The organism is Lactobacillus sp. ESL0259, assembly GCF_003693045.1.
GTDB classification, from domain to species: Bacteria; Bacillota; Bacilli; order Lactobacillales; family Lactobacillaceae; genus Lactobacillus; species Lactobacillus melliventris.
The window spans coordinates 66,393-89,114 of sequence record NZ_REHP01000005.1; the positions used below are offsets into that span (position 1 = coordinate 66,393).

The window sequence follows — 22,722 nt, forward strand, 5'->3', positions numbered from 1 at the left end:
GAATGAATGACTTTTGCAAGTATATTTAAAAAACATTGAACGTTTGAAAAATTTCTTTCAAAGTGATTATTACCGCTGGTTGGAAACTAATGATCCTAAAATGGTCAAAAATGTTGAAGATGCTCTATATGAAGATCCAGATGATTGTGATGATGAATTATACAAAGATCTAGCTATTAAATATAATTTAGAGTGCAAGAAATGTAATTTATTTGTTGACGTCAATAATCAAAAGATAAAAATGTCAGCAGATATCGTTTGTGGTGTTAAAAGTTTAAAAATTTAGGGTTAACTACGCCAGAATTTTTATCAAACTATGCCAAAATCAGATCAAGTGTAAAGTTACATTTCATATGGCCCCAGCATAAAGCACCAACTATAAATACTCTTCGCTATTTAAAATATAACGATCGCATTGATTATTTATTATATGATCTGAAACTTTACTTTATGGGTAAAGAAACATCGATGCAAAAAGCCTATCAGAACAATAGTACCAAAATATGGTTAGATACATTTGCTGGTGACTTTCCAAAATTCGTTAATAAAATGCACTTTGAAGATTTTGTTAATGAAGACTATGATGTGTTGGATATTGAATTTGGACAAAGAAAAACTGTTAATGGTGATTTACAGCAACTTCAGAGTAAATCAAAGAATAAAAACGCCCAAAGACAATACATGAAACAGCTGTTAGCTTTGGACAAGTTGTTTTAATAAAATTAGTTTCATTCGTTTGTTTCGAAATAGTATTTAGTAATAAAATTTAGTTAGGAAGAATTTATTATTAATAAAACTATGTATGTAAACACTTGAAAAAGTAGGACAAATGAAAATGAATAAATGGCAAGAAGAATGGGCCTACAATAAATATTGGGTGATGGCTCATTCGCAACAGTGCTATGAGCAGATTAGGATGCTGGCTAAGGACAACGAATGGTCGGAACAAAAGAATATTGAATTCAAGAACTTATTAGAAAAAGCGGCCAGTCAAACTCCAACAGTTAAAACTTTAACCAACTCTTATCAGCATGTCTGGGGCTACTTTAAGAAAATTTGTACGCCGGAAGAAAAACAAACATACTTACTGTTATTGCAAGAATTATCACCAACAGAAGATGAATTGGGTCCATTTTTAAGACTTTTAGCTGAAAAGTATCAAGTTTCTTATTTACTAAATTCACGTTTAATTCAGGAGAATAAAGAAAAATCATGAGATTATGGCATCAAGACTTAATTTGGCATTTGCCTAGGCAACAATTATTAGGGCAACACCGCGAAATTGCTGCTTTGCGCGGACGTGGCTGGGGCAAGCCCCATGCTACTGTTAACTATGTTTTTCAACATTCACCTTACAAATTGTATCAATTTCATTTGTTAGTATTAGCTGAGATGCAACGGCGCCATTATCATCCAGATCTTAAATGGTTTGATCCATATTATAGAGGACAGTATTGTCCTAAGTACGAAAGTTTAACAGCTATTCCTTGGAATAATCCAATTTATCCAGAACATGATGAGGCTTATTTACAAAGTTGCTTAGATAATTTACATCAAAAAGGAATAGATTTATATTAAGTTTAGTTTACTAAAAAGCCGAAGATTAACATTGAATGATGATATTTTCCTAAATCTCTTTTTTAAGAAACACAAGTAAAAAAGTTGAGCACTTTGATATGAATGCTCAACTTTTTTGACATTGTAATTAGATTACTCTTTTTTGATTTTATGATTAATATTTGCAATTTCCTTTGCAATTTTATGGTAATTATAATACCAGCAAATTAAGTAGATGATGACAAAAATCACAGTAAATTTTGTGAAGTTAATCAAGTCTAACGAAACCCAACCAGCTAAAAGGGCCAAAAAAACGAACCCAAAATAGTAGGTGAAGAAATTTATAACTGTTTTCTTTAATAATGACCAATGATTAATAGTGAAGATAAAACTGCCAAAACCGAAAAATATTCCAGTCACCGCCCAAAGAATAATTGAGGCGGTAAAAGCATTAAGCAAATTGCTAAAGTTTGTCGTAAAAGATGGACTGGATGGAACATAAACTGCGCTATGTGATGCGTAACTGCAAAAGATAGAAATCATTAAGCCAATGAAGATGCCTTCAGTAGCAAAAGTAAACAAATAATTGATAAATCTCTTGGTGTTTTTCATATTCCTAACCTCTCTTTCAGGTTCTTAATATTTCTTCTAGATATCTGCACTCTATGATTATTAGTCAAAACTACATCAATTAACCCATTATTAAGTAATTCAAGGTGATCGATGTGTTGATAATTAAATATAGCGCTGCGTGAAGCTTCAATAAAATAGTTCGGTAGATCTCCTTTCAAATTTGATAAACGATCATTATATGTAAGTTGCTGCTTTTCTGTATAAACATTAATATCTCTGTTAGCAACTTCAAGTGAATAAATGTCTTCAAATTGAATTGGATAAATTTGAGATTGATAATGGCACCATAGTGAATTTTCGGACTGCGATAATTTTTGCAAAAGTTCATTAATTGCTGGTGTCATTTTTTTGATCCATAATTCACCGTGCTCTTCACTAATATTAGGATCGATGTGACAATTAATTTTCATTCCTGGCGCTCCTTTCTGTTAATAAGTATAGTAGATAAATTTCACTTTTATCCCAGATTACTGCAAATGGTGGAATAAATGTCATTAATGGTTACTAAATTTGTGTTTCTGGTTCAAGTTTATCTTTTATAATTAAAAGAGAGTTTGAGTGCATGAATATACTAAAGTATAATTTAAATAAAAGTTGTTTTACTTAAAAGGATGAAGATGATTAGAGAAATTGATGAATTAAGGTTAGATTGTGCGCTGAAACAAAAAAGAAGGCTGCATATAATCCTGGCTTCAATTATCTTTTGGATAGTCATTTTAATTATTCAATTTTATGATAATTCCAACAAATAAACTTTCATTTAAAGCAGATTTTTCTGTTGAAGTAAGAATTATCAGAGCAGGTAAATTAAATCAGCTTAAAAGTAATATTGAAAATATATTAACGGGTTAGCAAACTATGATTTATATGATATTGACTCTGAAATTTTAAAACAACTTTTAGATCAAAATTATCTTGACATAGGTTCTTTAGAAAAAGATTATAGTGAAGATTTTTGTCACAGAAAAAGATAAATTTAGTTCAGAATGGGAAATATGGAAATATTGATGACGAAAAATAAAGCAGATACAATAGTATTTCTTCTAAAATACATTAAAAACAAGCCGAAATATATCAATGATTTTAAAAACGGTAATTTATATTTTACAAAATTACAGTATTTTATTGATTTAGAGAATGTAGAAAATAATAATAAAACTGGCGATAAAAATGAAAGTAAATTTCATAGGGAGATGAATGATATAAAGTCTCTAACTATAGCTAAACACATGGTAAACCCAGAAGACATTACTAAAATTTCTTTGGATCTTGAAATGAGTTCCATTGATAAGGATAACTGTGGAATTTGTAGTTTCTTTGCAGTTTATTTTAGAGATTTAGAAAAAGACAAAGATATTGAGAATACATATCGAATTAAACCTGAAGTTATAGAAGATATTCAAAAATTAAAAGATGGTGATAGGAAACTATTTGTCGTTAAAAATGTAAAAGGTTTAATTAGAGAGAGTAATGAATACCAATTAGAACATGGATCAGTCATTTATTATGATCCTAAATATTATGAAATAAATAAAGTTTCGACGAACCACCTTATGTTTTACAAAACTAATAAATATAAATATCAACATGAATATCGATTTGTTAAGAATGATATTGGAAAAAGTAATTTAGTACATTTCAATTCCTTAGAAAAAGATATTTTTGAGATAAAATTTTAAAAATAACCGTTCATAAAATTTATAATTAAACCATGTTATTAAAATTTGTTATTTAGGAGAATAGTTTTGGAAGAAGATTTAATTAAAGACCCCATAATTTTTGACACAAAATACGATGTCAAAAGTGCTAATGAACTTGAAAATAAAATTCATGATGAATATAAAAATAATAAATTTGCAGAAAAATTACTAATCGAATATCCAACTGTCTACATTATTAATTCAAAAATTTCGGGAAACAAGGAATATTCAGTTTATGTTGGTGAAACTAATGATATCCAAAGAAGAACGATTGAACATCTAGGTGAAGATCCTAAAGTTAGAGTCGACTTTGCAGATTTTAAACATTCAACCAATGCAAAAATGTATGTCATAGGACAAGAGCATTTTAATAAATCTATGACATTGGATATTGAAAATAGGCTTATGCAGTATCTAAGCAGTGTTTCAGCTGTTTCAAGACTAAATAATCGCCGTTTTAATGAACAGAATAAATATTATGATTCTGAAGAATTTGATGACCTATTTAAAAGGATATGGTCGGAGTTGCATAAAAAAGACGAGAATCTATTTCCAGATGCTGAAGACTTAAAAACAAAGGCTATTTTTAAATCTTCTCCATTTAATAAACTTACAAATGAACAACTTAAAGTTAAAACGGAAGTGATTTTTAAAATAGATCAAGCTCTAAGATCAACTACTAATCTTAATGAAGCTAAATTGATTTTGGTTGAAGGTAAAGCTGGAACTGGGAAAACTGTTTTGGTGAGCAATATTTTTTATGATTTGATTCATGAAGATAGATTAAATGACTCTTCAGTTAAGAAAAAGACAAATCATAATCACCACTTAAAGATAACGTTATTAGTAAACCAAAATGAACAGTTAAAAGTTTATGAGGAAATTGCAGCTAAACTTTTTCCAAATGATTCGGATATTAAAGTATTAAAGCCATCAACTTTTATTAGAAAAACAACCAAGAGTAATAAAGATGATATTGTTATTATTGATGAAGCGCATTTGTTATTAACTCAAAAAAGTCAAGCATATTATGGGCATGGTGACAAAATGATTGATGACATTTTGAAAAGAGCAAGAGTTGTAGTAGCTGTTTTTGATCCACAACAAGTTTTATCAATTGACTCAATAATTGATAATAGATATTTAGAAACTTTAGTTGAAAAAACAGGTGGTGAAACTACACACTTAAAAGACCAATTAAGAATTGATGCTAATGATCAGACTATTGAATGGATTCACAGGCTAATTGACGAAGGAACAATAGAGCCAATCCCAACAGATAGAAAATATGAAATAAAAATATTTGATTCTCCAATGTTAATGCAAAACGCGATTGAACAAAAAAATCAATCCCAAGTTCATGGCATAAGTCGCATGGTTGCCACTTTTGATTGGAAATATTCCGGCGGTAAGGAAAAATTACCAGAGGGACAAAGGTATTGGGAAGTTAGGACTGGTAATTGGAGCATGCCTTGGAATTACGAAATTAATAGAAGAGACCATATAGAAAAAAGAATCAGATATAAAGATAAGGAAAATAATCTAAATAAATCTCGTTTAAGAACGGTAAAGTATTGCGATTTGCCTTGGGCTGAAAAAGACTACACTATTAATGAAATAGGATCTCTATACACAGTTCAGGGATTTGATCTTAACTATGTTGGAGTAGTTTTAGGTCCATCTGTGAAATATCGCAATGGTAAGATAATTCATGATTATCAAGGTAGTGAAAATAGAAAAGCAATAAATAAGAGAAATTCTAAGAAAAGCTACGCAAAAGAATTATTAAAAAATGAGTTTAACGTTCTAATGACTAGAGGAGTTCATGGTCTCTACATTTATGCTGTTGATCAAGAATTACAAGATGCATTAAAAGAAGCAGCAAAGAATAAATCTTAATTTAACTCATAATTAGTCATTAAAAAGCTCTAACCTATGAGTTAACCCAAGTTAATATTTTTTTACGATAAGTTAGATAAATAAAAAAATATAAGTCTGTACTGAACATCAAACAAAAGAACTAAGTAGCTAATAAACTGCTTAGTTCTTTTCATTTTAACTTGCTTTATGACATTCTTATCCTGGTTAGTAAATTATGGAAATTGACGTAGACAAAAGTTATTCGCTTCATTTATTTAATTTTGCGATTATAGACCTCTATGTATCCGTTGGAATACTTCGAAGTTATTTCGTTGATTACTTCTCTTAAGATTATGCTTAAAAGTTAACTTAAAATCTAACCTTGACTATATTTATTTTCGATAGGATACTATTAGTATAGTTGGTTTAAATAAAGATAAGCATTTGAGTAGGAAAAAATATGGAAAATAATTTAAGTGAAAATTTAAGAAAACTTGCTATCACAAAAAGATTAAACTTTTTAATTGGTTCTGGAGCTTCCTCTCCGGCAATCAGTTTGATGTCACAAATAAAAAAACCGACCACAAAAGAAATAAAAAATTTGCAGGTATCAGGTAGATATCTAAGTTATGAGGAAAAAGAAAAAATTGCAAAAAACGAAAAGTTGATTAAGCAAATAAAAAAAGTTAGTAAATGTTTATTAAATGAAACTCCCAATGAAACTCTCGATGATACCCAAAAAAAGAAACTAGGTGAGTTTAAAGCTTTTATTAGAAGTATTTCTGTAATATTAAATTTTTCAAATTCTAGAGAAACACCTCGAGAAGCAAACATTTTTACTACAAATTATGATCTTTTTATCGAAGAAGCTGTTGACGAGGTATTAAAAGAAGAAGTTTCATTGGTTTTTAATGATGGTGCTAGGGGCTATTTTAATAGATTTTTGGATAGTTCAAATTTCAATAGAACAGTTTCTTATGAGGGATTAAATAATAATTATATTGATGAACTACCATCATTAACTTTAATTAAGCCGCATGGCTCTGTAAATTGGGAAAAAGTTGGAGAAGGTGAGGATGCAAAAGTAAAAATTAGAAATAAAGTTGTCAAAAGTCCCATGGTAGTACCTCCAACTGGATATGAAGGTAGGGATACTTTTATGGATAATCACTTTCACGATATGTTGCGAGTTTTCCAGCTGGAACTAGACAAACCTGAGTCCGTTTTATTTATTTTGGGATTTTCTTTTCAAGATGATCATATTGCCAGAATGATTCGAAGAGCATTAAGAAACAGAAGTTTACTTATTGAATGCTTTTGTTGGGAAGATAAAGATGAACAAAATATAAAGAAAAATTTAGGTTATGAATATCGAGAAATTCCGCAAAATTTTAAATTTATTAAGCCGAGTCAATTTAAAAATAAGGATAAGTTGGAACTGAAGGATCTAACATTAGCCTTGAAAGGGAAATTATAAATGGAAGCATTAGGAGTAATTGTAGCTGTTGATGGGGATATAGCTACAGTAGGTATGTATAATATGTCTAATGATTCTACTTTTCTTTGGGATGGAAGTTTGTTAAATGGACCTAAAATAGGTGCCTTTCTTACCATTGAACAAAACAATGTTAGAATTGTTTCCACTGTTATTTCAGAAAAAATCCAGGATCAACAAAATACAGTTAATAGTGAACAGTTTGATAATAGATATAGGAAAAATTCAATAAATAGAATTTTGATGTTAAAAACGCAAGGGGTAATTGATGAAAACAAATTTCAGCTTACGAGTCAATATGTTCCAATGGTTGGAAACAAGGTTGTGATTACAACTAAGGAAGATTTGAAAGCAATTTATGATGTTGATGATATAGGATCTACAATAAGTATTGGGAAATCAATTAGAGAGGGACAAGAAATAAATCTACCAATTAATGAATTTTTTGCTTCTCATATAGGCATTTTCGGTAATACTGGAAGTGGAAAATCAAATACTTTACATAAGCTTTACCTAGAGTTATTTAAATCTAAGTATAGCGAAAAAATTTTTAAAAAGTCTAGGTTTGTTGTAATTGATTTTAACGGAGAGTATACGCAAGATAAACAGTTTGGGGTAGAAAAAGAGCAAAAACGAGTTTTTAGAATTAGTACACGAGGAAAAAAAGAAAAAATTCCTATAACTAAAGAATATTTTTTAGATCCCGAATTCTTATCTTTATTATTTAGTGCAAGAAAAGCAACTCAAGTACCATTCTTAAAGACTGCTATAAAAAAATTTAAAGAATTAAGCATGCCAAAGAAAAATCATGCAAATAAAGTAGTTTACACTGATAGCCAAAATTTTGCTGATTTAGAAGTTGGTTTACTAGTCTCGTTACTTAAGGACTATAAAAGAGTTGAATTAATATCAATTGAAGAATGGGTAAGTATAGCGAAAGATATGGGGGTTGACTTGCCTATTCTTGATACGTTAGCTAACGCTAAGCAATACAATGCGTATGGTAATTCTAGAATATTTGAAGGAGGAATGAGTGAGCAACTAATTAATTCATCCATTCAGCAATCAAACGATATATTGTTTCAAGGTCAACTAACTGATAATGGAAAATGCAAGATAAAAAAATTAAAGACATTATTGGAATCATGTTATGAAAATAAATCTGATTTTGAAAAATTAAGTTACTTTTTAAAATTTGAAAAAGTTTATAAAACTGCTTGGAAATCAACAAATTCAGAATATATTAATCCTCTTTTTTCAAGAATTGAACAAACTTTGAATAGTCTAGAGCCGCTGATCGAACTAGTAAATAGTGATATTGAAGTTGAGAAGGAGTTTAAGTGTTTAAATATAATTTCTTTAGTAAATACAAATCAAGAAATTAAACGTTTAATTCCAATGATGGTTTCAAAAATGCTTTATGATACACAGAAGAAAAGGATAAGTAAAATAAAATCTATTGATTTTACTTGTCATCTAATTATAGATGAAGCTCATAACATTCTTAATTCTGAACATATAAAAAATGGTGACAATTGGCAAGATTATAGACTATCCGTATTCGAAGAAATCATAAAAGAAGGAAGGAAGTTCGGCTTTTATTTGACACTAGCAAGTCAAAGACCCGCTGACATATCTCCTACTATTATGTCTCAAATTCATAACTTTTTTATACATAGATTGGTAAATGATAATGATCTTGATATGCTAAGTCGGACTGTTCCAACGTTAGATAAAAATTCATATAAAATGCTACCCACTCTTGGAAAAGGTGAAGCACTAGTAACTGGTAATGCAATAAAAATACCCATGCTTTTAAAAGTGGATAAAGAAGAATCAATTAGACCTAAAAGCGACGATGTTGAGCTTACAAAATTGTGGGAAAATTAAGGCTAAAATAATAGTAATTTAATGTTATCGCTCCTGAAATAGATAAGTTTCGCAGCGCAATGGATAAATACAACGCGGAATTTGGTATTTTTATTACGAATTCTGATTTTACTCGCGGTGCAATTAAGACGGCACGTCAGGGTACAAGAATTATTACGCTTATTAATGGTGACGAAATCTGTGATTTGGTGGCAAAGTACAATTATTACGTTGAACCGGTGACTACCTATAAGTTAAAATCATTTTATACTGATAAAGATTAAATTGTTTTAGCAGAGACTAAGTGCTGGTTATTAATCTTTAAAGTACTTTCTACTGGTAAGTTATGAAGTAAGATTCAAAATAGCATCTTTTAAGAAAATAACACCAAATGAACAAAAGCGAAACATTACATTACCTTGATCAACTCGAAATTAAGTATGAAATAGTAGAACACCAAGCTGTCTACAATATGGCAGAAATGGAAAAAATTGCTCTGCCACACCCTGAAGCAGATGCAAAAAATCTGTTTGTGAGGGATGACAAGAAACGTAACTACTATCTTTTGACGTTTAAGGGCGATAAAAGAGTCAACTTACAGCAATTTCGTGAGGAAAATGGCACTCGCAGACTTAGTTTTGCCTCACCGCAAGACCTAAAAGAAAAATTAGGTTTAGAACCAGGTTCTTTCACACCTTTGGGGTTGTTAAATGACTCTCACCACGAAATCCCCTTTTACTTAGATTCATATTTTAGTGACCAGCCTAGAATCGCTATTCATCCCAACGATAATACAGCTACTATTTGGCTAGATCCGCAAGTTTTGCTTAAAGTCATAAAGGACTTGGGCAATCCAGTCAAAGTAGTGAAAATGTAGCCCAACCAATAACTGCTGAATATTAAGACGCAAATTAGCAATTTGCGTCTTTTTTATATTAAAGACATACGAGTTATTTGTTTGTATATATTTATTAAATAAATACCATTAAATTATTAACAAAAGGTAAATATTTTTATTTGTGAATTTAATTGGTTAAATTATTTACTCTTTCATTGTAAAATCTTTTTCGTTGCCGTTAATCTCTGATCAGGACTATGATATTGCTTTAAATGCACAAAGAATTAAAGACCTGAACGCAGCTAATGATGGTAACAAAGCTGATGTTAAAAAAGTAGTTATACGTTTAACTGTGATAATGATTCAAAATATGTAACTTTATCTTGTATTATTTATAGTATCTTTCTTTCTTGTGTATAAACCTAAATTCTCAAAAATTGTTGTTTAAGTTGGAATAAAAGATATTTATTTAGTCAATGATTTTTAATATAGATTTTAAGTCATTTATAGATAAATCTGCTAATATCTCATCACCGTTGAAATAAAATAGCAATTGATTGTAGCAAAAAGTTGAGGCTATATTTTATCCCCTTTCAGGAAAAAGGATTGTTAGTTAATCACTCGGGAAAAGCTGGTTAGGAACTAATTTTATAAAAAACGCATATGAGTAGGGATAGATTAATTATTAGCATTCTGACTGAACATCAAAATAGGAGTATTAATAACTAATTTTAAAATCGTATTTGGAGGTGCGAGCAGTAAAGGAGTTATTAATTACTTAGCAATAAACTAAATAAAAGCAATATCATCATGTTAAACGAGACTATGATTTTAAAAGCATCAGTAAAGCATGACTAAAACGAAAAGTCGTTTTAGCGAATAATTTTTACTGCTTTTTAGTAAAGTTATTTATGCTATACCCCCCGAAGAGTACTGCCTAATCTTTATTTTTCTTTTATGGAGTTGACATAATTAAGAAAAAATGATAGATTAAAAGTCAATTAAATAGCAAACATCTTGCAAAGCAGAGTAACTATTTTATTACTAATAAAGAGAGCTGATATTTGGGTGAAAGTCAGCTAGCGATATGTAGTGAACATGGGCTTCTAATTGATGTCTATTGGTGATAATCAGCCAATAGCGGAGTTGCTTCCGTTATTTTTGCAAGCTATTGTTTGATAGTTAATGAGGTTTATTACGTGAGTAATAAATGAATAAAAGGTGGTAACGCGAGCACTCGTCCTTAAGTAGAAAAGGATGAGTGCTTTTTTTATACAAAAATATGGAGGTTTTTAGATGACTAAAACTGCTTATACTAACGTTAATTTATTTAACGGAATTGATGATAAAATTCAATCTAATACCACGTTGGTAGTTGATGATGAAAGCGGCAAGATTACCAAAATAGGTGAGGGTATAGCACCTGAAGTTGATCAGACCGTCGATTTACACAATAAATATGTGATTCCTGGTCTAATCAATTGCCATACACATATTATTATGGATCCTTTGACCCCCGATGGTGGTAGTGAATCTGATGTGGTATCTTCTACGGTTCGTGCAGTAAAACATTTGCATGATTTATTAAAATCTGGTGTTACCTATATTCGTGAATGTGGCAGCACTTATAATATCGATATTGCCCTTAATAATTTAATTAAGAAAAATAAGTTAACCAAAGTCCCAGAAATCGTGCCTGCAGGTCACCCGTTTTCTATGACTGGTGGTCACGGTGATTTGCCTAATTTTGGTGTGCTGGTCGATTCACCAGATGAAATGCGTAAAGCTGTGCGCCAAGGAATTAAAGCTGGTGCCAAAGCAATTAAAGTGATGGCCACAGGTGGCGTAATGACGGAAAACGATTCTCTTGATGATCCTCAATTAAGTGAAGCTGAAATGCATGTTGCAGTGGAAGAAGCTCACCACAAGGGTTTAACTGTGGCCGCACACGCTGAAGGCAACCCAGGAATTTTGAATGCGATCAAGGCCGGCGTTGACAGTATTGAACACGGCTTTTACGTTAATGACGAAGAAATTAAACTGATGATTGAAAAAGGAACATACCTAACCCCAACAATTGTTGGAGCTTGGGCATTCATCGAATATGCTCCAGGTAAAATCCCAGACTGGGAAATGAATAAAATTGCGGCTGCTTGGAAAGATTTGCGCGGCAACATTACTAAGGCCAAAAATGCTGGTGTCAAAATTACTTTGGGCACTGATGCGGGCACTCCATTTAATGACTTTACGATGACTCCTGAAGAATTGCCCTTACTAGTAGAACAAGGCTTTACTAATTTTGAAGCTTTGGAAACCAGCTATAATTCCGCCAAACTACTAAAAATAGATAAAGAATATGGTTCTTTAGAAGAAGGCAAATACGCTGACTTTTTGGTACTTGATGAAAATCCGCTAGAGAAAATCAGTGCGGTTGTGCAAAAAGATAAGGCAGTTTATAAAAAGGGTAAGAGAGCTTACTAAACATCAGCAAATTATTTTTAATTCTGAACAAATGTTCTACAATAAAAGAAGCTACTGAAAAAGCTGCTTCTTTTTATTTTTGGAGCAGAAAAATGAATCAAAAATTTTTAGACGTCATGAATTATGAGGGACCTGTCACCATTGTTACTATTAATGCAAAACCTGCCAGCGTAGTGAACAGTTGGATGTCCTATGTTAAAATCGACAGGAAAAAGTACAGGCTATATATTCCAGCTTATTTTTAAATAAAAATTATTAATTGCTCTTTTTTAAATTTATCTTTAATTTTATCCTAATTTTAGATACAATAAGAAATATAATTTTTTATCCAAAAGGAGGATTAATAATGAAAGCTTTACTTTACAATATGACCCCGGAGCAGAAGGTCTATGTAGATAAGTGGAACCAAAATCATCCGGAAGATGATTTAGTAACAACTGAGGACAAGCTTGATGCTAAGACTGTGGAGATGGCGCAAGGTTATGATGTTGTCAGCGTTTTGCAGGTCTTTGACATAGATGAGGAAGAGGTCTATCGTAAATTGAGCTCTTATGGTATCAAACAGATTGCCTTAAGGTCTGTGGGTTATAATATTATCAATTTTGACTTTGTTCATAAATATCATATGATCGTTACTAATACACCAGCTTATTCTCCCCGTGCAGTGGCTGAAAATACTTTGACTTCTGCAATGTACTTGTTAAGAAAATGGGGTCCTATTTTAAACAATGAAAAGGAACACCTTAACTTTGTTCGTGAAGAGAACTTAATGAGTGACGAGATCTATAACCAGACAGTGGGTATTATTGGAGTTGGACGCATCGGGTCTTGTGTGGCAGAAATGTTTCATGCCTTGGGCGCTAAAGTGATTGGCTACGACTTGGTTGAAAATCCTGCTAATGAGGCATTTTTAGAGTATACCGATTTTGATACTGTGGTTAAAAATGCTGATATCTTGACCCTGCACACGCCTTTAGAACCTTCAATGGCAGATATGATTAGTGCCGAGCAGTTTAAAGAAATGAAGAATACTGCATATTTGATTAATGCGGCTAGAGGTCCTCTGGTTAACACACAGGATTTGATTGCAGCGCTCAAGAATAAAGAAATTGCTGGTGCTTCATTGGATGTTATGACTGGTGAAGAAGCAATTGTTATGAAAAAATTTAAGGATATTTCCGAATTGCCAGTTGAGTACCAGGAATTAGCTAAAATGCCTAACGTAGTCTTTACGCCTCACTCCGCGTACTACACGAAGACATCCGTCAAAAACATGATTGAACACAGTATGACAGACGTTAAACGTGTATTAAATGGTCAAAAACCAGTTTACTTAGTTGAAGAATAGCTCATAGTTTATTTTTAGTTTAAAAGTTGACCGACCGTAAAGCCGGTCACTTTTTTATTGTTAAGATTGTAGTTGGCAAGTATAGCAAAAAAATTGCTATAATGTACAGGTGTAGAAAAATTATCGGAGAAAAAGATGAAAAGGTTTCATCATAAGTTTACGTTACCCGCGATTTTAATTTTGCTCATCGTTGCAATCGTCCTTCTTCTCACGGGTATAGCGAATATGCGCAATCAAACTACTTTGCCGCCAAATGGTAATGCGAGTGCGATCGGTGTGGAATTAAATCAGGATTATGGCTATATTGATTTACATGAGTTGCAAGCCAACGGCATTTCATTTGTCTATTTGCGAAGCACACAGGGGCGGTCATACTTTGACGATGATTATTTATTATATCGGGATCAAGTATTAGGAACAAAATTAGCTTTTGGGACAGTGATTGCCTACAGTAATGAATCTACACCCATGCAACATTACCAATATTTTTTGAAAAAAGTAGGCACTGATACCGGTAGTTTGCCGATCTGGATTAAACCTGCAATTGATGACTATGATATCGCTTATATCAAACAAATGGCGCAATTTACCGATATGCTTTTAAGATTGAATAAACGGGTCATAGTAGATGTTGCTGTAAAGTACAAAAAGTATTTTCCGCATGATGTGCAATTTATTACTGGTGGCAGAAAAGCACCAGATAAAATGCAGTATGCTTTTTGGCGCTATACCAATGACGGACGGGTAAAATCAGTTAAGAACTTAGAAGATGGGGTAGTTATGTTAACATACAATGGCACGGTTACCCAATATAAAGAAAAATACGGACAGTTAACACAATAATGAAAAAAGAAATTCAAGCAGTTTTAACCAGATTAAAAATGACTGAACCAACTTTGATTCAGCAAGAAACACGCACCCCTATTTTAAATGGTGCAAGTTGTATAGCTCTTGCTAAGACGGGTACGGGAAAGACCTTGGCTTATGCATTGCCAGCATTAGAAAAGCTGGAAAAAGGCAAACCCAATAGTTTAGTGATTATTGCTCCCACAACAGAGCTGGCGGTACAAATTCGCCACGCTATTAACCCATTTATTAATGCCCTTGATTTAACGGGCATAACGCTTGTAGGTGCTGGTAATCGCAAGCGGCAGGAAGACAACTTGAAGAAAAAACATCCTGAAGTAGTAGTTGCCACACCAGGACGTTTTTTCGATTTCTTTTCGGCTAATCGTATTAAAGTTAATCAGATAAAAACTTTAATTATCGACGAAGCTGACGATGTTTTAGAGTTTAATAAAATGGAATTATTAAGTTCTTTAGGACAAAACTTGGCCGCAGATGCGCAAATCTTGCTTTTTGGGGCTACAGAATCTGAAATAACCAAGCAAGCAGAAGATATTTTTGCCCGTAAGTTTATTACAATTGATGTCAGACCGGAGCAGAAATCAACTGTAGCAAATTATTTTTTACAAATAGATAATGCCCATAAAATTGATTTTATTCAGCGCTTAATGCGTCTTGATGGTTTTAAAGGAATTTTGTTTTTTGATTCCAACCAAACTATGATGCGCTTTGCAGGCATTTTAGCACACACTAAAACTAAATTTGGTATCTTGGCTAATGATTTTGGCAAGCAAAACAGAGCAGCAACTCTGAATGATTTTAAAATCGGAAAAATCAAGTTACTGTTAGCAACGGATTTAGCGGCTCGTGGTTTAGATATTCCTGGTGTTACTTATGTGGTAAATTACGATATTCCTAGTGAATTTAACACATATATGCATCGTGCTGGTCGAACTGGCCGCATGGGCGCAAAGGGATTTGTTGTAAGCATAGGTGACGACCACGATTTTCGCGATCTGAAGAAGTTACTCGCTCGGAGTGTTAAAATTGAGCGGGTATATTTTGCCGGCTTTCATTTGTCTACCAAAATGCCACGTAAAAAGGAAAATAAAAAAGAGGACATAAATGAACAAAAGCAGCATGTTGCTGCAAAAGAAAAACATAAAAAGCGTAAAAATAAAAATAAGGGGTATCATCCTCATTATTTAAAAAGAAAGGAGTAAAAATGAGTCGATTAGTTGCTTGGCTGGAAGACTATATTTTGCCTTTAGCAAATAAATTAGGGCAAACTCATTGGCTGGTAGCATTAAGGGATGCATTTGTTTCCGTAATGCCGATCACTATTGCTGGTTCAGTGGCCGTCCTGATTAAGAGCTTGATTGCTGCTGCCAAAACCGAATTAGGCTGGAAAGCTTTTGCCTGGGCAATGCAGCCTCTTTCTTTAGTTTGCAACGTTGTCTGGCGGGGGACATTTGCCTTATTTGCGCTCTTTTTGTCAATGTCTTTAGGTTATCATTTAGCTAAAAGCATGGAAGTTGATCCGGTTGCTGGAGCAATTGTTTCATTATCATCTTTAGCAATGAGCATCGCCAATTTAACCAAACTTAAAGTTAACGGCAAAATTATCCCCGTTCGCAAAGCTTTTAATATCTCTCAATTTTCAACTACGGGAATTTTTACCGCCATTTTATTTGGAACAATTGGCGTAACAATTTTTGCAATTTGCTTTAGAGCGCGCATCAAGCTTCACCTGTCAGCCAATTTGCCTTATGCGGAACAAATGGCTTTTGATTCACTTGTTCCTGCTATCATTGCCATTTTCTGTGTTGGTATGATTAACTTTGTTTTTCAGACAATTACGGGCACTTTCTTTGGCAATTGGCTCCTTAATTCAATTCAAACTCCACTGGTAAAATTAGGCCAAGGCTTTGGCATAGTAATGCTTGTGACCTTGTTAGTGCAAATTTTCAGCTTTTTTGGTTTTAATGGCCTAAGCGTTTGGGCACCGATTTTAGACTCAATCTGGCTGACTGCACAAAATGTCAATGTTACCGCTGCTCGCGCAGGAACAGAAGCGCCTTTTATTTGGGTTCGGGGTTCATTCGATGCTTTTGCCTGGTTCGGTGGAGCAGGTGGTACATTAATGTTGATTGTAGCTATTCTGCTTTTTTCAAAACGCAGTGATTATCGCACGATTGCCAAAGTTGCGCTGGCTCCAGGAATTTTTAATATCAATGAACCAATTATTTTTGGGTTACCCGTGGTGCTCAATCCTGTGTACTTTATCCCATTTGTGGTTGCACCTCTAGTTAACGTAGCTTTTGCCTACGGTGTAAGTATGATGAACTTAGTCAACCCGGTGCAAGTGGCGGTACCGACAGTTGTGCCACCAATTATTGGGCCATTTTTAGCGTGCAATTATGATTGGCGTGCAATTGTTCTTTCTATTATTAACATGTTAATAGCTTTGGCAATTTGGACGCCATTTGTTTTTGCGGCTGATAAAATCGCTGATTCTAACACGCCACAACCATATTTTACTCGTCAATATTAATTACTAAAAAAATTGGCTTTTATCGCTCAAATTTGGTAAAGTTAATTTGTTGCGACCCTGTAGTTTATCTGGATAGAACAATGGTCTCCTAAACCGTAGAGGTGAGTTCGAATCTCACCGGGGTCATAGATACATCAGTGATTACTGATATTTGTTGTATAACTTTGGGCTCAGTTGTTAACTGACTTATCAAAGTTATTTTTTTATATCACAAGTAGTGAAAATAGTATCACGATAATAGAGGCTACTATTAACTGTAATCAACAGCATTTTAAAAGTCTGACTATCAAGAAGACAATCAGACTAAAGTTTGAAAATTTGTTATTTAAGTAAATATGAAAATTTATATTCTTGTTTGAGAAATAAAGATAAATTAAAATGTCAGATCTAGATAAAATATGCAAATGATTTAAGATAAATGATGATAATAAAAGCTAACCTGGAGTGTTCGGATTATCATGACCATAGGAATTTTTTAGATTAATGCGGCCATTTCTTTTTTGACTAATTAGTTCGGTTTTTTCTTTTTTAGCCAAATCTTTAGCGTATTCTAAAGCATCAGCCTTGCGCTCAAAGACTTTAGAAGCTTTGTCACTCCCGGCAATTTTGACAGCCCATTTATCACCGTGAGTAGTAACCCAAACATTTTTAGTGACTTCTTCTTTACTCATAATTTATTCACCTCTTTTCAAAATAATTATACAGCGAATTAAAGGTAGATGTGAAAGAATACACATTTTAATTTATATCATTTATTAAGTATCATATTGCTAGTCTAAAAATTAGGACATAAAAAAGCTGATAAAGTGAAATCATGAATTACATGACTGAACTATCAGCTTTTTTAACTTTTTAAAAGACCTAAATATTAAATCAATTTAAATTTAAAGCACCTATTTTATCACCGTGACTGACATTGGTGTCAGATGTTCTGTCTATGTCTTTAAGTTTTTCCATATCTGTAATAACTATTATTATTTCAGTAGACTTTCCAGCTTTAATTATTTGATCAATATCCATTGTTCCTATTTCATCACCAGCAGATATGTTTTCTCCCTCATGCACTAAGATATTGAACGGAGCACCTTTTAGCTCAACCGTATCAATTCCTAAATGTAAAAGAACTTGAATTCCACCATCAGTGCTAAAAGTAATTGCATGTTTAGTGGGAAAGACAGAAAGTACGGTTCCACTGATAGGGGAATAAAGTTTATTCTCAGTGGGCTTAATGGCAAAGCCATCACCCATTATTTTTGTTGAAAAGACTTCATCCGAAACAGAAGAAAGTGGAATTAATTCACCCGTCACAGGAGCTTGAATATTAATTTTTTTTGTAAATAATTTTTTAAATAAACTTACCATTTTTAAACCTTTACTGATACATTGTTTCCCATACATCAGCCATTCTTGTCATGGCTTCTTCAATAACAGCTTGTGAAGTTCCTAAATTTAATCTCAAAAAGTTGTCTGCATTAGCAACATAGTCATCACCAATACCCACTACAACCCCGGCTTTTTCTGCCATTACTTGCGCAATTGTATGCATATCTATTCCACTTGCGGAAATGTCAACCCAAGGTAAGTACGAAGATTCCATATCCATCATTTTCCAGCCAGGAAAAGAACTGGCAATCGCTTCTTGAGTAATTTTAAGATTTTCCTTGATATAAGCGGTACATTGCTTTAACCACTCATCACACTCTTCATAAGCAGTGACCATAGCCACTTGACCCGGTACATTTGGCGATGTTACTGAATTTCGCGCATATTGTTGCCGAAATTGCTCACGGATCTTAGGATTGGGAATTATGGAATATGAAAGTTTTAAGCCACCCAAATTAAATGCTTTATTAGGTGATGTGAACATTACCAGATTATCAAGGTACTGCTTGTCTAATTGTAAAGAGCTGGTAAATGGGCCTTTCATAATTTGTTCAGAGTGAACTTCGTCTGAAACTAATAAAACATTGTATTTTTGGCAAAGTTGTGCCATATGAGTAATTTCATCTTTACTCCAGACTCTGCCTGAAGGGTTATGAGGATTACAGAAAAAGGTTAGTTTTGGGTGCTTTTCTTTCATTTCATACTCAATTTTTTCCCAATCAAGGTAATATCTGTTATTAATGTTTTTTAAAGGAACACAAATTACCTTTCTATCATTGTGTTCTGCAGCGTAGGCAAAAGGGCCATAGACTGGGGTGTTTAATAAAATGGAATCAGTCGGTTTGAGTAAGGCCTGAACAATAATATGCATATTCGGTACAGTGCCGTAGCCTAAGCTAATCCAATCATGTTCTACATGATTATTATGCTTTTTAAGTTGCCAATTAATTACACTTTGGTACCAGCGTTCTGTAGAGTAGGTATAGCCATAAGCCCCATTATTTGCGACTTTGGCTAAAGATTTTCTAATTTCAGGTGCTGCTTTAAAATCCATGTCTGCAATCCAAAGTGGAATAAAATCATCCCTAACCTTGGGAAACTTGCTATGAACAATTTTATTATCCCATTTTCGTGCATTATCAATAGTTCTGTCTGTTAACGAATCAAAATCATATTTTTCCATTTTTCTCCTCATTAAGCCGTTATGCCGTTATTCATTAATTTTTCTACACCGTCTTTAACACTTTGTACTTGAGCCCCATAAACTACTTGGACAGATTTTTCTGCCCTCATAACTGCAAGTGCACCAGATTGTTTAAGTTTGTCTTCATCTATTTTAGACGGATCATTTACTTCTAGTCTGAGCCGGGTGACGCAATTATCAAGAGAAACAATATTGCTTTGACCACCAAGGGCTTCCAAGATGACTTTTGGATCATAAATACCGTTATTTTGTGTCATTACCACGTCACCTTCGCCTTCACGACCTGGGGTCTTAACGTTGTATTTTAAAATGTACCAGCGGAAGAAGAAGAAGTATATTGCAAACCAGATTAGTCCAATTGGAATTAAAACCCACCATTTGGAGTTAGGCTGAAGCCAGCCAAACAGAATCCAGTCTAATACACCACCATCAGTGTTACCCATACATGCTCCGGCAATCATCATTACTGAAAGTGATAAGCCTTGTAAAATAGTGTGAAATACATATAGCATTGGTGCTATAAATAGAAACAGGTATTCCGTCGGTTCAGAAATTCCAGAAACAAAGGCTATTAGGGTAGCTGAAAGAAGTAGGCCTTTGATTCTATTGCGATTTTCTGGTTTGGCAGTGACATAAATTGCCAGACAAATAGCTGGTAAACCAAACATGAATGTTGGCATGAATCCTTGTGAAAGGAAGGCTGTAGCTTTGTGAGAAATTGGTACTCCTGCATTTAGTTGTGCATAAAAGATGTTTAATGCCCCTGTTACAACTTTACCTTTAACAATTGCTGTACCGCCGGCATCTGTAAATCTAATCATTGCAAGTAAAATGTGGTGTAAACCCATTAATTTTAAAATGGATAGAGCGATACCGTATAGAAACGGACCAAAGACACCTGCATTTTGAATTAAGTGTCCCAAAGCAACGATTCCACTTTGAAAAGTCGGCCAAATAAAAGGAATGATCAAACCTACGAAGGACTCAACTATTACCGAGATAATTGGCACAAATCTGATTCCGCCAAAGAATGAAAAGGCATCGGGTAATTTGATCTCTTGATATTTTTCAAGTAAGTAATAAGTGATCAAGCCCACCAAGATACCACCTAGGACTCCCATTTCCAAACTTTGGATTCCTAAAACGTTAGCTTGGCCCATTGCCTGCATTTTGCTAGCTGGGGCAAGCTTATGCTGCTGACCCAGCATAAAATTAATTCCCATGTTCATGGAAATATACCCAGCTAGAGCTGCTATGGCACCGACCCCTTTATTTCTTTTGGCTAAGCCAAAGGGCAAAGCCATAGCAAACATTACTGGAAGATAGGTGAAACCAAAGCTGCCCACAGTATTTATAAAAGTAAAAATGACGTTAACAATATGATTTTGTAAAAACGAAAATCTTGCCATCATTGGCGGAGCCGTAAAGGCACTACCAATTCCCACTAGAATTCCCATTGCAGATAATGTGGCAATTGGGAACATAAACGATTTTCCTAAATCTTGCAAGAAAGCATAAACTCTGGTTTTCATGCTTTCCTTTTTGATAGGTTGTTCCATATAATTTCCTTTCTCAATATTTGATAAAAAAATACCCAACAACTGTACACAAAAATGTACTAGTTATTGGGTATTGCCTATTTAAAGTAACAAGCCCGTATTTAATTAAGAAGTAACATGAATAATATGAATTAGTAAATATAAGCGATCCGAATCAGAAAAGTTATAATTAAGCTTGTCTTGTAAATAATAAACAACTTCATTTAAACAACTTGCTGCTTTACGATTATGCTGGCAAAGCAATTGCAGTAGATCCGAATCATTCTGGTTTTCATTTTCACTTTTATTATTTTTGCTATTAGTTCTGAGAATCAAGTAGTGTAGATGGTTCATCAAGCGACTAACAGCAATGCTGTTTTCAGAAAATTTCCGACCAAACTTTGCTTCAATTATATTATTTACTCCATTCGAGATTTCCATAAAATTGGAAAAATTTTTAATGGAGCTATCTGATTGTTGGATTTTGTATTCAACAAGATGAATTGCAATAAATCCAGCTTCATCATCAGATAAGGAGACACCTGAAACTTGCTCGATTAGACTAACAGCTTGTTTACCAACCCTGTATTCTTGTGAAAAAAAGCGTTTAATGTCGAACAACATAGGATTAGAAAGTTCCATACCCATATCGTAGCGCTTTACTGCGAAGAAGATGTGGTCTGTTAAAGGAATTAAAAGGTGTTCATCAAAATTAGCATCAATTTCTTCCCTAGCAAGCTGAATTATTTTTTCAGTTAGTTCAAAATATTTTCGTGGTACTTCCTCAGAAAGTTTTTTGAAGGAAGCTAACCACTTATCGTCATCAGATATGGCAGAAAAGACTTTATCTTGAGATTTTAATTTGTAATTTTCTCCTGCATGAGCCTTAAAGCCAATACCGCGACCCCATATTATCTTCTGTTTACCTCCATCTTCCACGAGTATCACATTATTATTCAATACTTGTGAAATTAGCAAAGTAATCTCCTAATTTTAAAATAGCAGATTCGTCAATCCTATATTTTTTCGTAAACGTTTACAAGATGAATTCTAAAAAATAATTATTGGTTTGTCAAGCTCTATTATCATTTTGACAATATAATTGTATTTTAAAATTATTTGTTATTTAATATATAGTTGACTTTTCAACTTCTACTTGAATTCGTTAGGTAATAAAGCTATTAATCAGCTACTTATTATGCTTAAAAGCCATTATAGAAATCATTAATTTAATTACAATTCTTGCAAATTTTATTTCTTAATCTAGGGGCCAGTTCCAAATTTTAACGATGAGTAATCCAATTATTAAAAATAGCAAAAGAGATACCCCTAATAAAATTTTTCTGGTTTTAGATTTATTTCTCTTATCAAAACTGAAGACAAAGCAAAAAGTTGCCACAACAATTAGCAGCCCAG

General features: G+C 33.1%; 22 protein-coding genes, 1 tRNA gene, 2 pseudogenes and 1 other annotated feature. Of the genes and pseudogenes, 18 read left to right on the forward strand and 7 right to left on the reverse strand.

The window, feature by feature from the left end:
• Positions 1-13: 13 nt before the first annotated feature.
• The 4 genes from F5ESL0259_RS02575 to F5ESL0259_RS02590 all read left to right on the forward strand — a co-directional run bounded on the left by F5ESL0259_RS02575 (position 14) and on the right by F5ESL0259_RS02590 (position 1,578).
• On the forward strand, positions 14-286 hold the full coding sequence (locus F5ESL0259_RS02575) for a hypothetical protein (RefSeq protein WP_122037358.1): 273 nt from the start codon (positions 14-16) through the stop codon (positions 284-286).
• A 164-nt stretch (positions 287-450) separates the two neighbouring features.
• Positions 451-717 (forward strand): hypothetical protein, encoded by a 267-nt coding sequence (locus F5ESL0259_RS02580; RefSeq protein ID WP_147446418.1) that lies wholly within the window; start codon positions 451-453, stop codon positions 715-717.
• A gap of 118 nt (positions 718-835) precedes the next feature.
• The gene (locus F5ESL0259_RS02585; RefSeq protein WP_122037360.1) at positions 836-1,216 is read left to right on the forward strand and encodes a YbgA family protein; all 381 of its coding nucleotides are present in this window, start codon (positions 836-838) and stop codon (positions 1,214-1,216) included.
• The gene (locus F5ESL0259_RS02590; RefSeq protein ID WP_122037361.1) at positions 1,213-1,578 is read left to right on the forward strand and encodes a TIGR02328 family protein; all 366 of its coding nucleotides are present in this window, start codon (positions 1,213-1,215) and stop codon (positions 1,576-1,578) included. The genes F5ESL0259_RS02585 and F5ESL0259_RS02590 overlap by 4 nt, the downstream gene beginning before the upstream one ends.
• 132 nt (positions 1,579-1,710) lie before the next feature.
• On the opposite strand, the gene F5ESL0259_RS02595 is transcribed toward F5ESL0259_RS02590, so the two are convergent.
• Entirely contained in the window at positions 1,711-2,169 is a 459-nt protein-coding gene (locus tag F5ESL0259_RS02595; RefSeq protein WP_045927731.1) for a DUF3021 domain-containing protein, read from the reverse strand.
• Entirely contained in the window at positions 2,166-2,600 is a 435-nt protein-coding gene (locus F5ESL0259_RS02600; protein ID WP_122037362.1) for a LytTR family DNA-binding domain-containing protein, read from the reverse strand. Before F5ESL0259_RS02600 ends, F5ESL0259_RS02595 begins: the two co-directional genes overlap by 4 nt.
• A 597-nt stretch (positions 2,601-3,197) precedes the next feature.
• On the opposite strand from F5ESL0259_RS02600, the gene F5ESL0259_RS02605 reads away from it, so the two are divergent.
• The 14 genes and pseudogenes from F5ESL0259_RS02605 to F5ESL0259_RS02665 all read left to right on the forward strand — a co-directional run bounded on the left by F5ESL0259_RS02605 (position 3,198) and on the right by F5ESL0259_RS02665 (position 17,307).
• Complete coding sequence (locus F5ESL0259_RS02605; protein ID WP_122037363.1) at positions 3,198-3,869, forward strand: hypothetical protein; 672 nt, start codon at positions 3,198-3,200, stop codon at positions 3,867-3,869.
• Positions 3,870-3,935: 66 nt separating this feature from the next.
• Positions 3,936-5,789, forward strand: coding sequence for a DUF2075 domain-containing protein (locus F5ESL0259_RS02610; RefSeq protein WP_122037364.1), 1,854 nt, complete (start codon positions 3,936-3,938; stop codon positions 5,787-5,789).
• A gap of 421 nt (positions 5,790-6,210) precedes the next feature.
• Positions 6,211-7,227 carry an SIR2 family protein gene (locus F5ESL0259_RS02615; RefSeq protein ID WP_199726683.1) on the forward strand — a complete coding sequence of 339 codons (1,017 nt, stop codon included), beginning with the start codon at positions 6,211-6,213 and terminating at the stop codon, positions 7,225-7,227.
• The gene (locus F5ESL0259_RS02620; protein WP_199726684.1) at positions 7,228-9,135 is read left to right on the forward strand and encodes an ATP-binding protein; all 1,908 of its coding nucleotides are present in this window, start codon (positions 7,228-7,230) and stop codon (positions 9,133-9,135) included. It abuts the gene before it with no gap.
• 23 nt (positions 9,136-9,158) lie between these two features.
• Positions 9,159-9,398: pseudogene (locus tag F5ESL0259_RS02625) on the forward strand (restriction endonuclease); the annotation flags it as partial.
• 107 nt (positions 9,399-9,505) lie between these two features.
• On the forward strand, positions 9,506-9,991 hold the full coding sequence (locus tag F5ESL0259_RS02630; RefSeq protein ID WP_122037365.1) for a prolyl-tRNA synthetase associated domain-containing protein: 486 nt from the start codon (positions 9,506-9,508) through the stop codon (positions 9,989-9,991).
• Between the two features lie 193 nt (positions 9,992-10,184).
• The gene (locus F5ESL0259_RS08950) at positions 10,185-10,328 is read left to right on the forward strand and encodes a hypothetical protein (RefSeq protein WP_158595984.1); all 144 of its coding nucleotides are present in this window, start codon (positions 10,185-10,187) and stop codon (positions 10,326-10,328) included.
• 632 nt (positions 10,329-10,960) lie between these two features.
• Positions 10,961-11,200, forward strand: a binding site (T-box leader).
• Positions 11,201-11,248: 48 nt separating this feature from the next.
• A complete protein-coding gene (locus tag F5ESL0259_RS02635) occupies positions 11,249-12,433 on the forward strand; it encodes an amidohydrolase family protein (protein ID WP_122037366.1) in 1,185 nt (394 codons plus the stop codon).
• 92 nt (positions 12,434-12,525) lie between these two features.
• Positions 12,526-12,669, forward strand: a pseudogene (locus F5ESL0259_RS02640) (pyridoxamine 5'-phosphate oxidase family protein); the annotation flags it as partial.
• 110 nt (positions 12,670-12,779) lie between these two features.
• Positions 12,780-13,781, forward strand: a complete 1,002-nt coding sequence (locus tag F5ESL0259_RS02645; RefSeq protein WP_122037367.1) for a D-2-hydroxyacid dehydrogenase — start codon at positions 12,780-12,782, stop codon at positions 13,779-13,781.
• A gap of 135 nt (positions 13,782-13,916) precedes the next feature.
• The gene (locus F5ESL0259_RS02650) at positions 13,917-14,624 is read left to right on the forward strand and encodes a GH25 family lysozyme (protein ID WP_122037368.1); all 708 of its coding nucleotides are present in this window, start codon (positions 13,917-13,919) and stop codon (positions 14,622-14,624) included.
• On the forward strand, positions 14,621-15,850 hold the full coding sequence (locus F5ESL0259_RS02655) for a DEAD/DEAH box helicase (RefSeq protein ID WP_122037369.1): 1,230 nt from the start codon (positions 14,621-14,623) through the stop codon (positions 15,848-15,850). The genes F5ESL0259_RS02650 and F5ESL0259_RS02655 overlap by 4 nt, the downstream gene beginning before the upstream one ends.
• Before the next feature lie 2 nt (positions 15,851-15,852).
• A complete protein-coding gene (locus F5ESL0259_RS02660; RefSeq protein ID WP_122037370.1) occupies positions 15,853-17,181 on the forward strand; it encodes a PTS sugar transporter subunit IIC in 1,329 nt (442 codons plus the stop codon).
• Between the two features lie 53 nt (positions 17,182-17,234).
• Positions 17,235-17,307: transfer RNA gene (locus F5ESL0259_RS02665), tRNA-Arg, on the forward strand.
• Between the two features lie 308 nt (positions 17,308-17,615).
• Here F5ESL0259_RS02665 and F5ESL0259_RS02670 read toward each other — a convergent pair.
• The 5 genes from F5ESL0259_RS02670 to F5ESL0259_RS02690 all read right to left on the reverse strand — a co-directional run bounded on the left by F5ESL0259_RS02670 (position 17,616) and on the right by F5ESL0259_RS02690 (position 22,284).
• A complete protein-coding gene (locus F5ESL0259_RS02670) occupies positions 17,616-17,852 on the reverse strand; it encodes a DUF2188 domain-containing protein (protein WP_122037371.1) in 237 nt (78 codons plus the stop codon).
• A gap of 202 nt (positions 17,853-18,054) precedes the next feature.
• Positions 18,055-18,543 carry a PTS glucose transporter subunit IIA gene (locus F5ESL0259_RS02675; protein WP_122037533.1) on the reverse strand — a complete coding sequence of 163 codons (489 nt, stop codon included), beginning with the start codon at positions 18,541-18,543 and terminating at the stop codon, positions 18,055-18,057.
• Positions 18,544-18,553: 10 nt separating this feature from the next.
• Positions 18,554-19,747: a MalY/PatB family protein gene (locus F5ESL0259_RS02680; protein WP_122037372.1), complete on the reverse strand. Its 1,194-nt coding sequence runs from the start codon at positions 19,745-19,747 to the stop codon at positions 18,554-18,556.
• An 11-nt stretch (positions 19,748-19,758) separates the two neighbouring features.
• Positions 19,759-21,327 carry a PTS transporter subunit EIIC gene (locus tag F5ESL0259_RS02685; protein ID WP_122037373.1) on the reverse strand — a complete coding sequence of 523 codons (1,569 nt, stop codon included), beginning with the start codon at positions 21,325-21,327 and terminating at the stop codon, positions 19,759-19,761.
• A gap of 105 nt (positions 21,328-21,432) precedes the next feature.
• A complete protein-coding gene (locus F5ESL0259_RS02690; protein WP_122037374.1) occupies positions 21,433-22,284 on the reverse strand; it encodes a PRD domain-containing protein in 852 nt (283 codons plus the stop codon).
• Between the last annotated feature and the right edge of the window lie 438 nt (positions 22,285-22,722).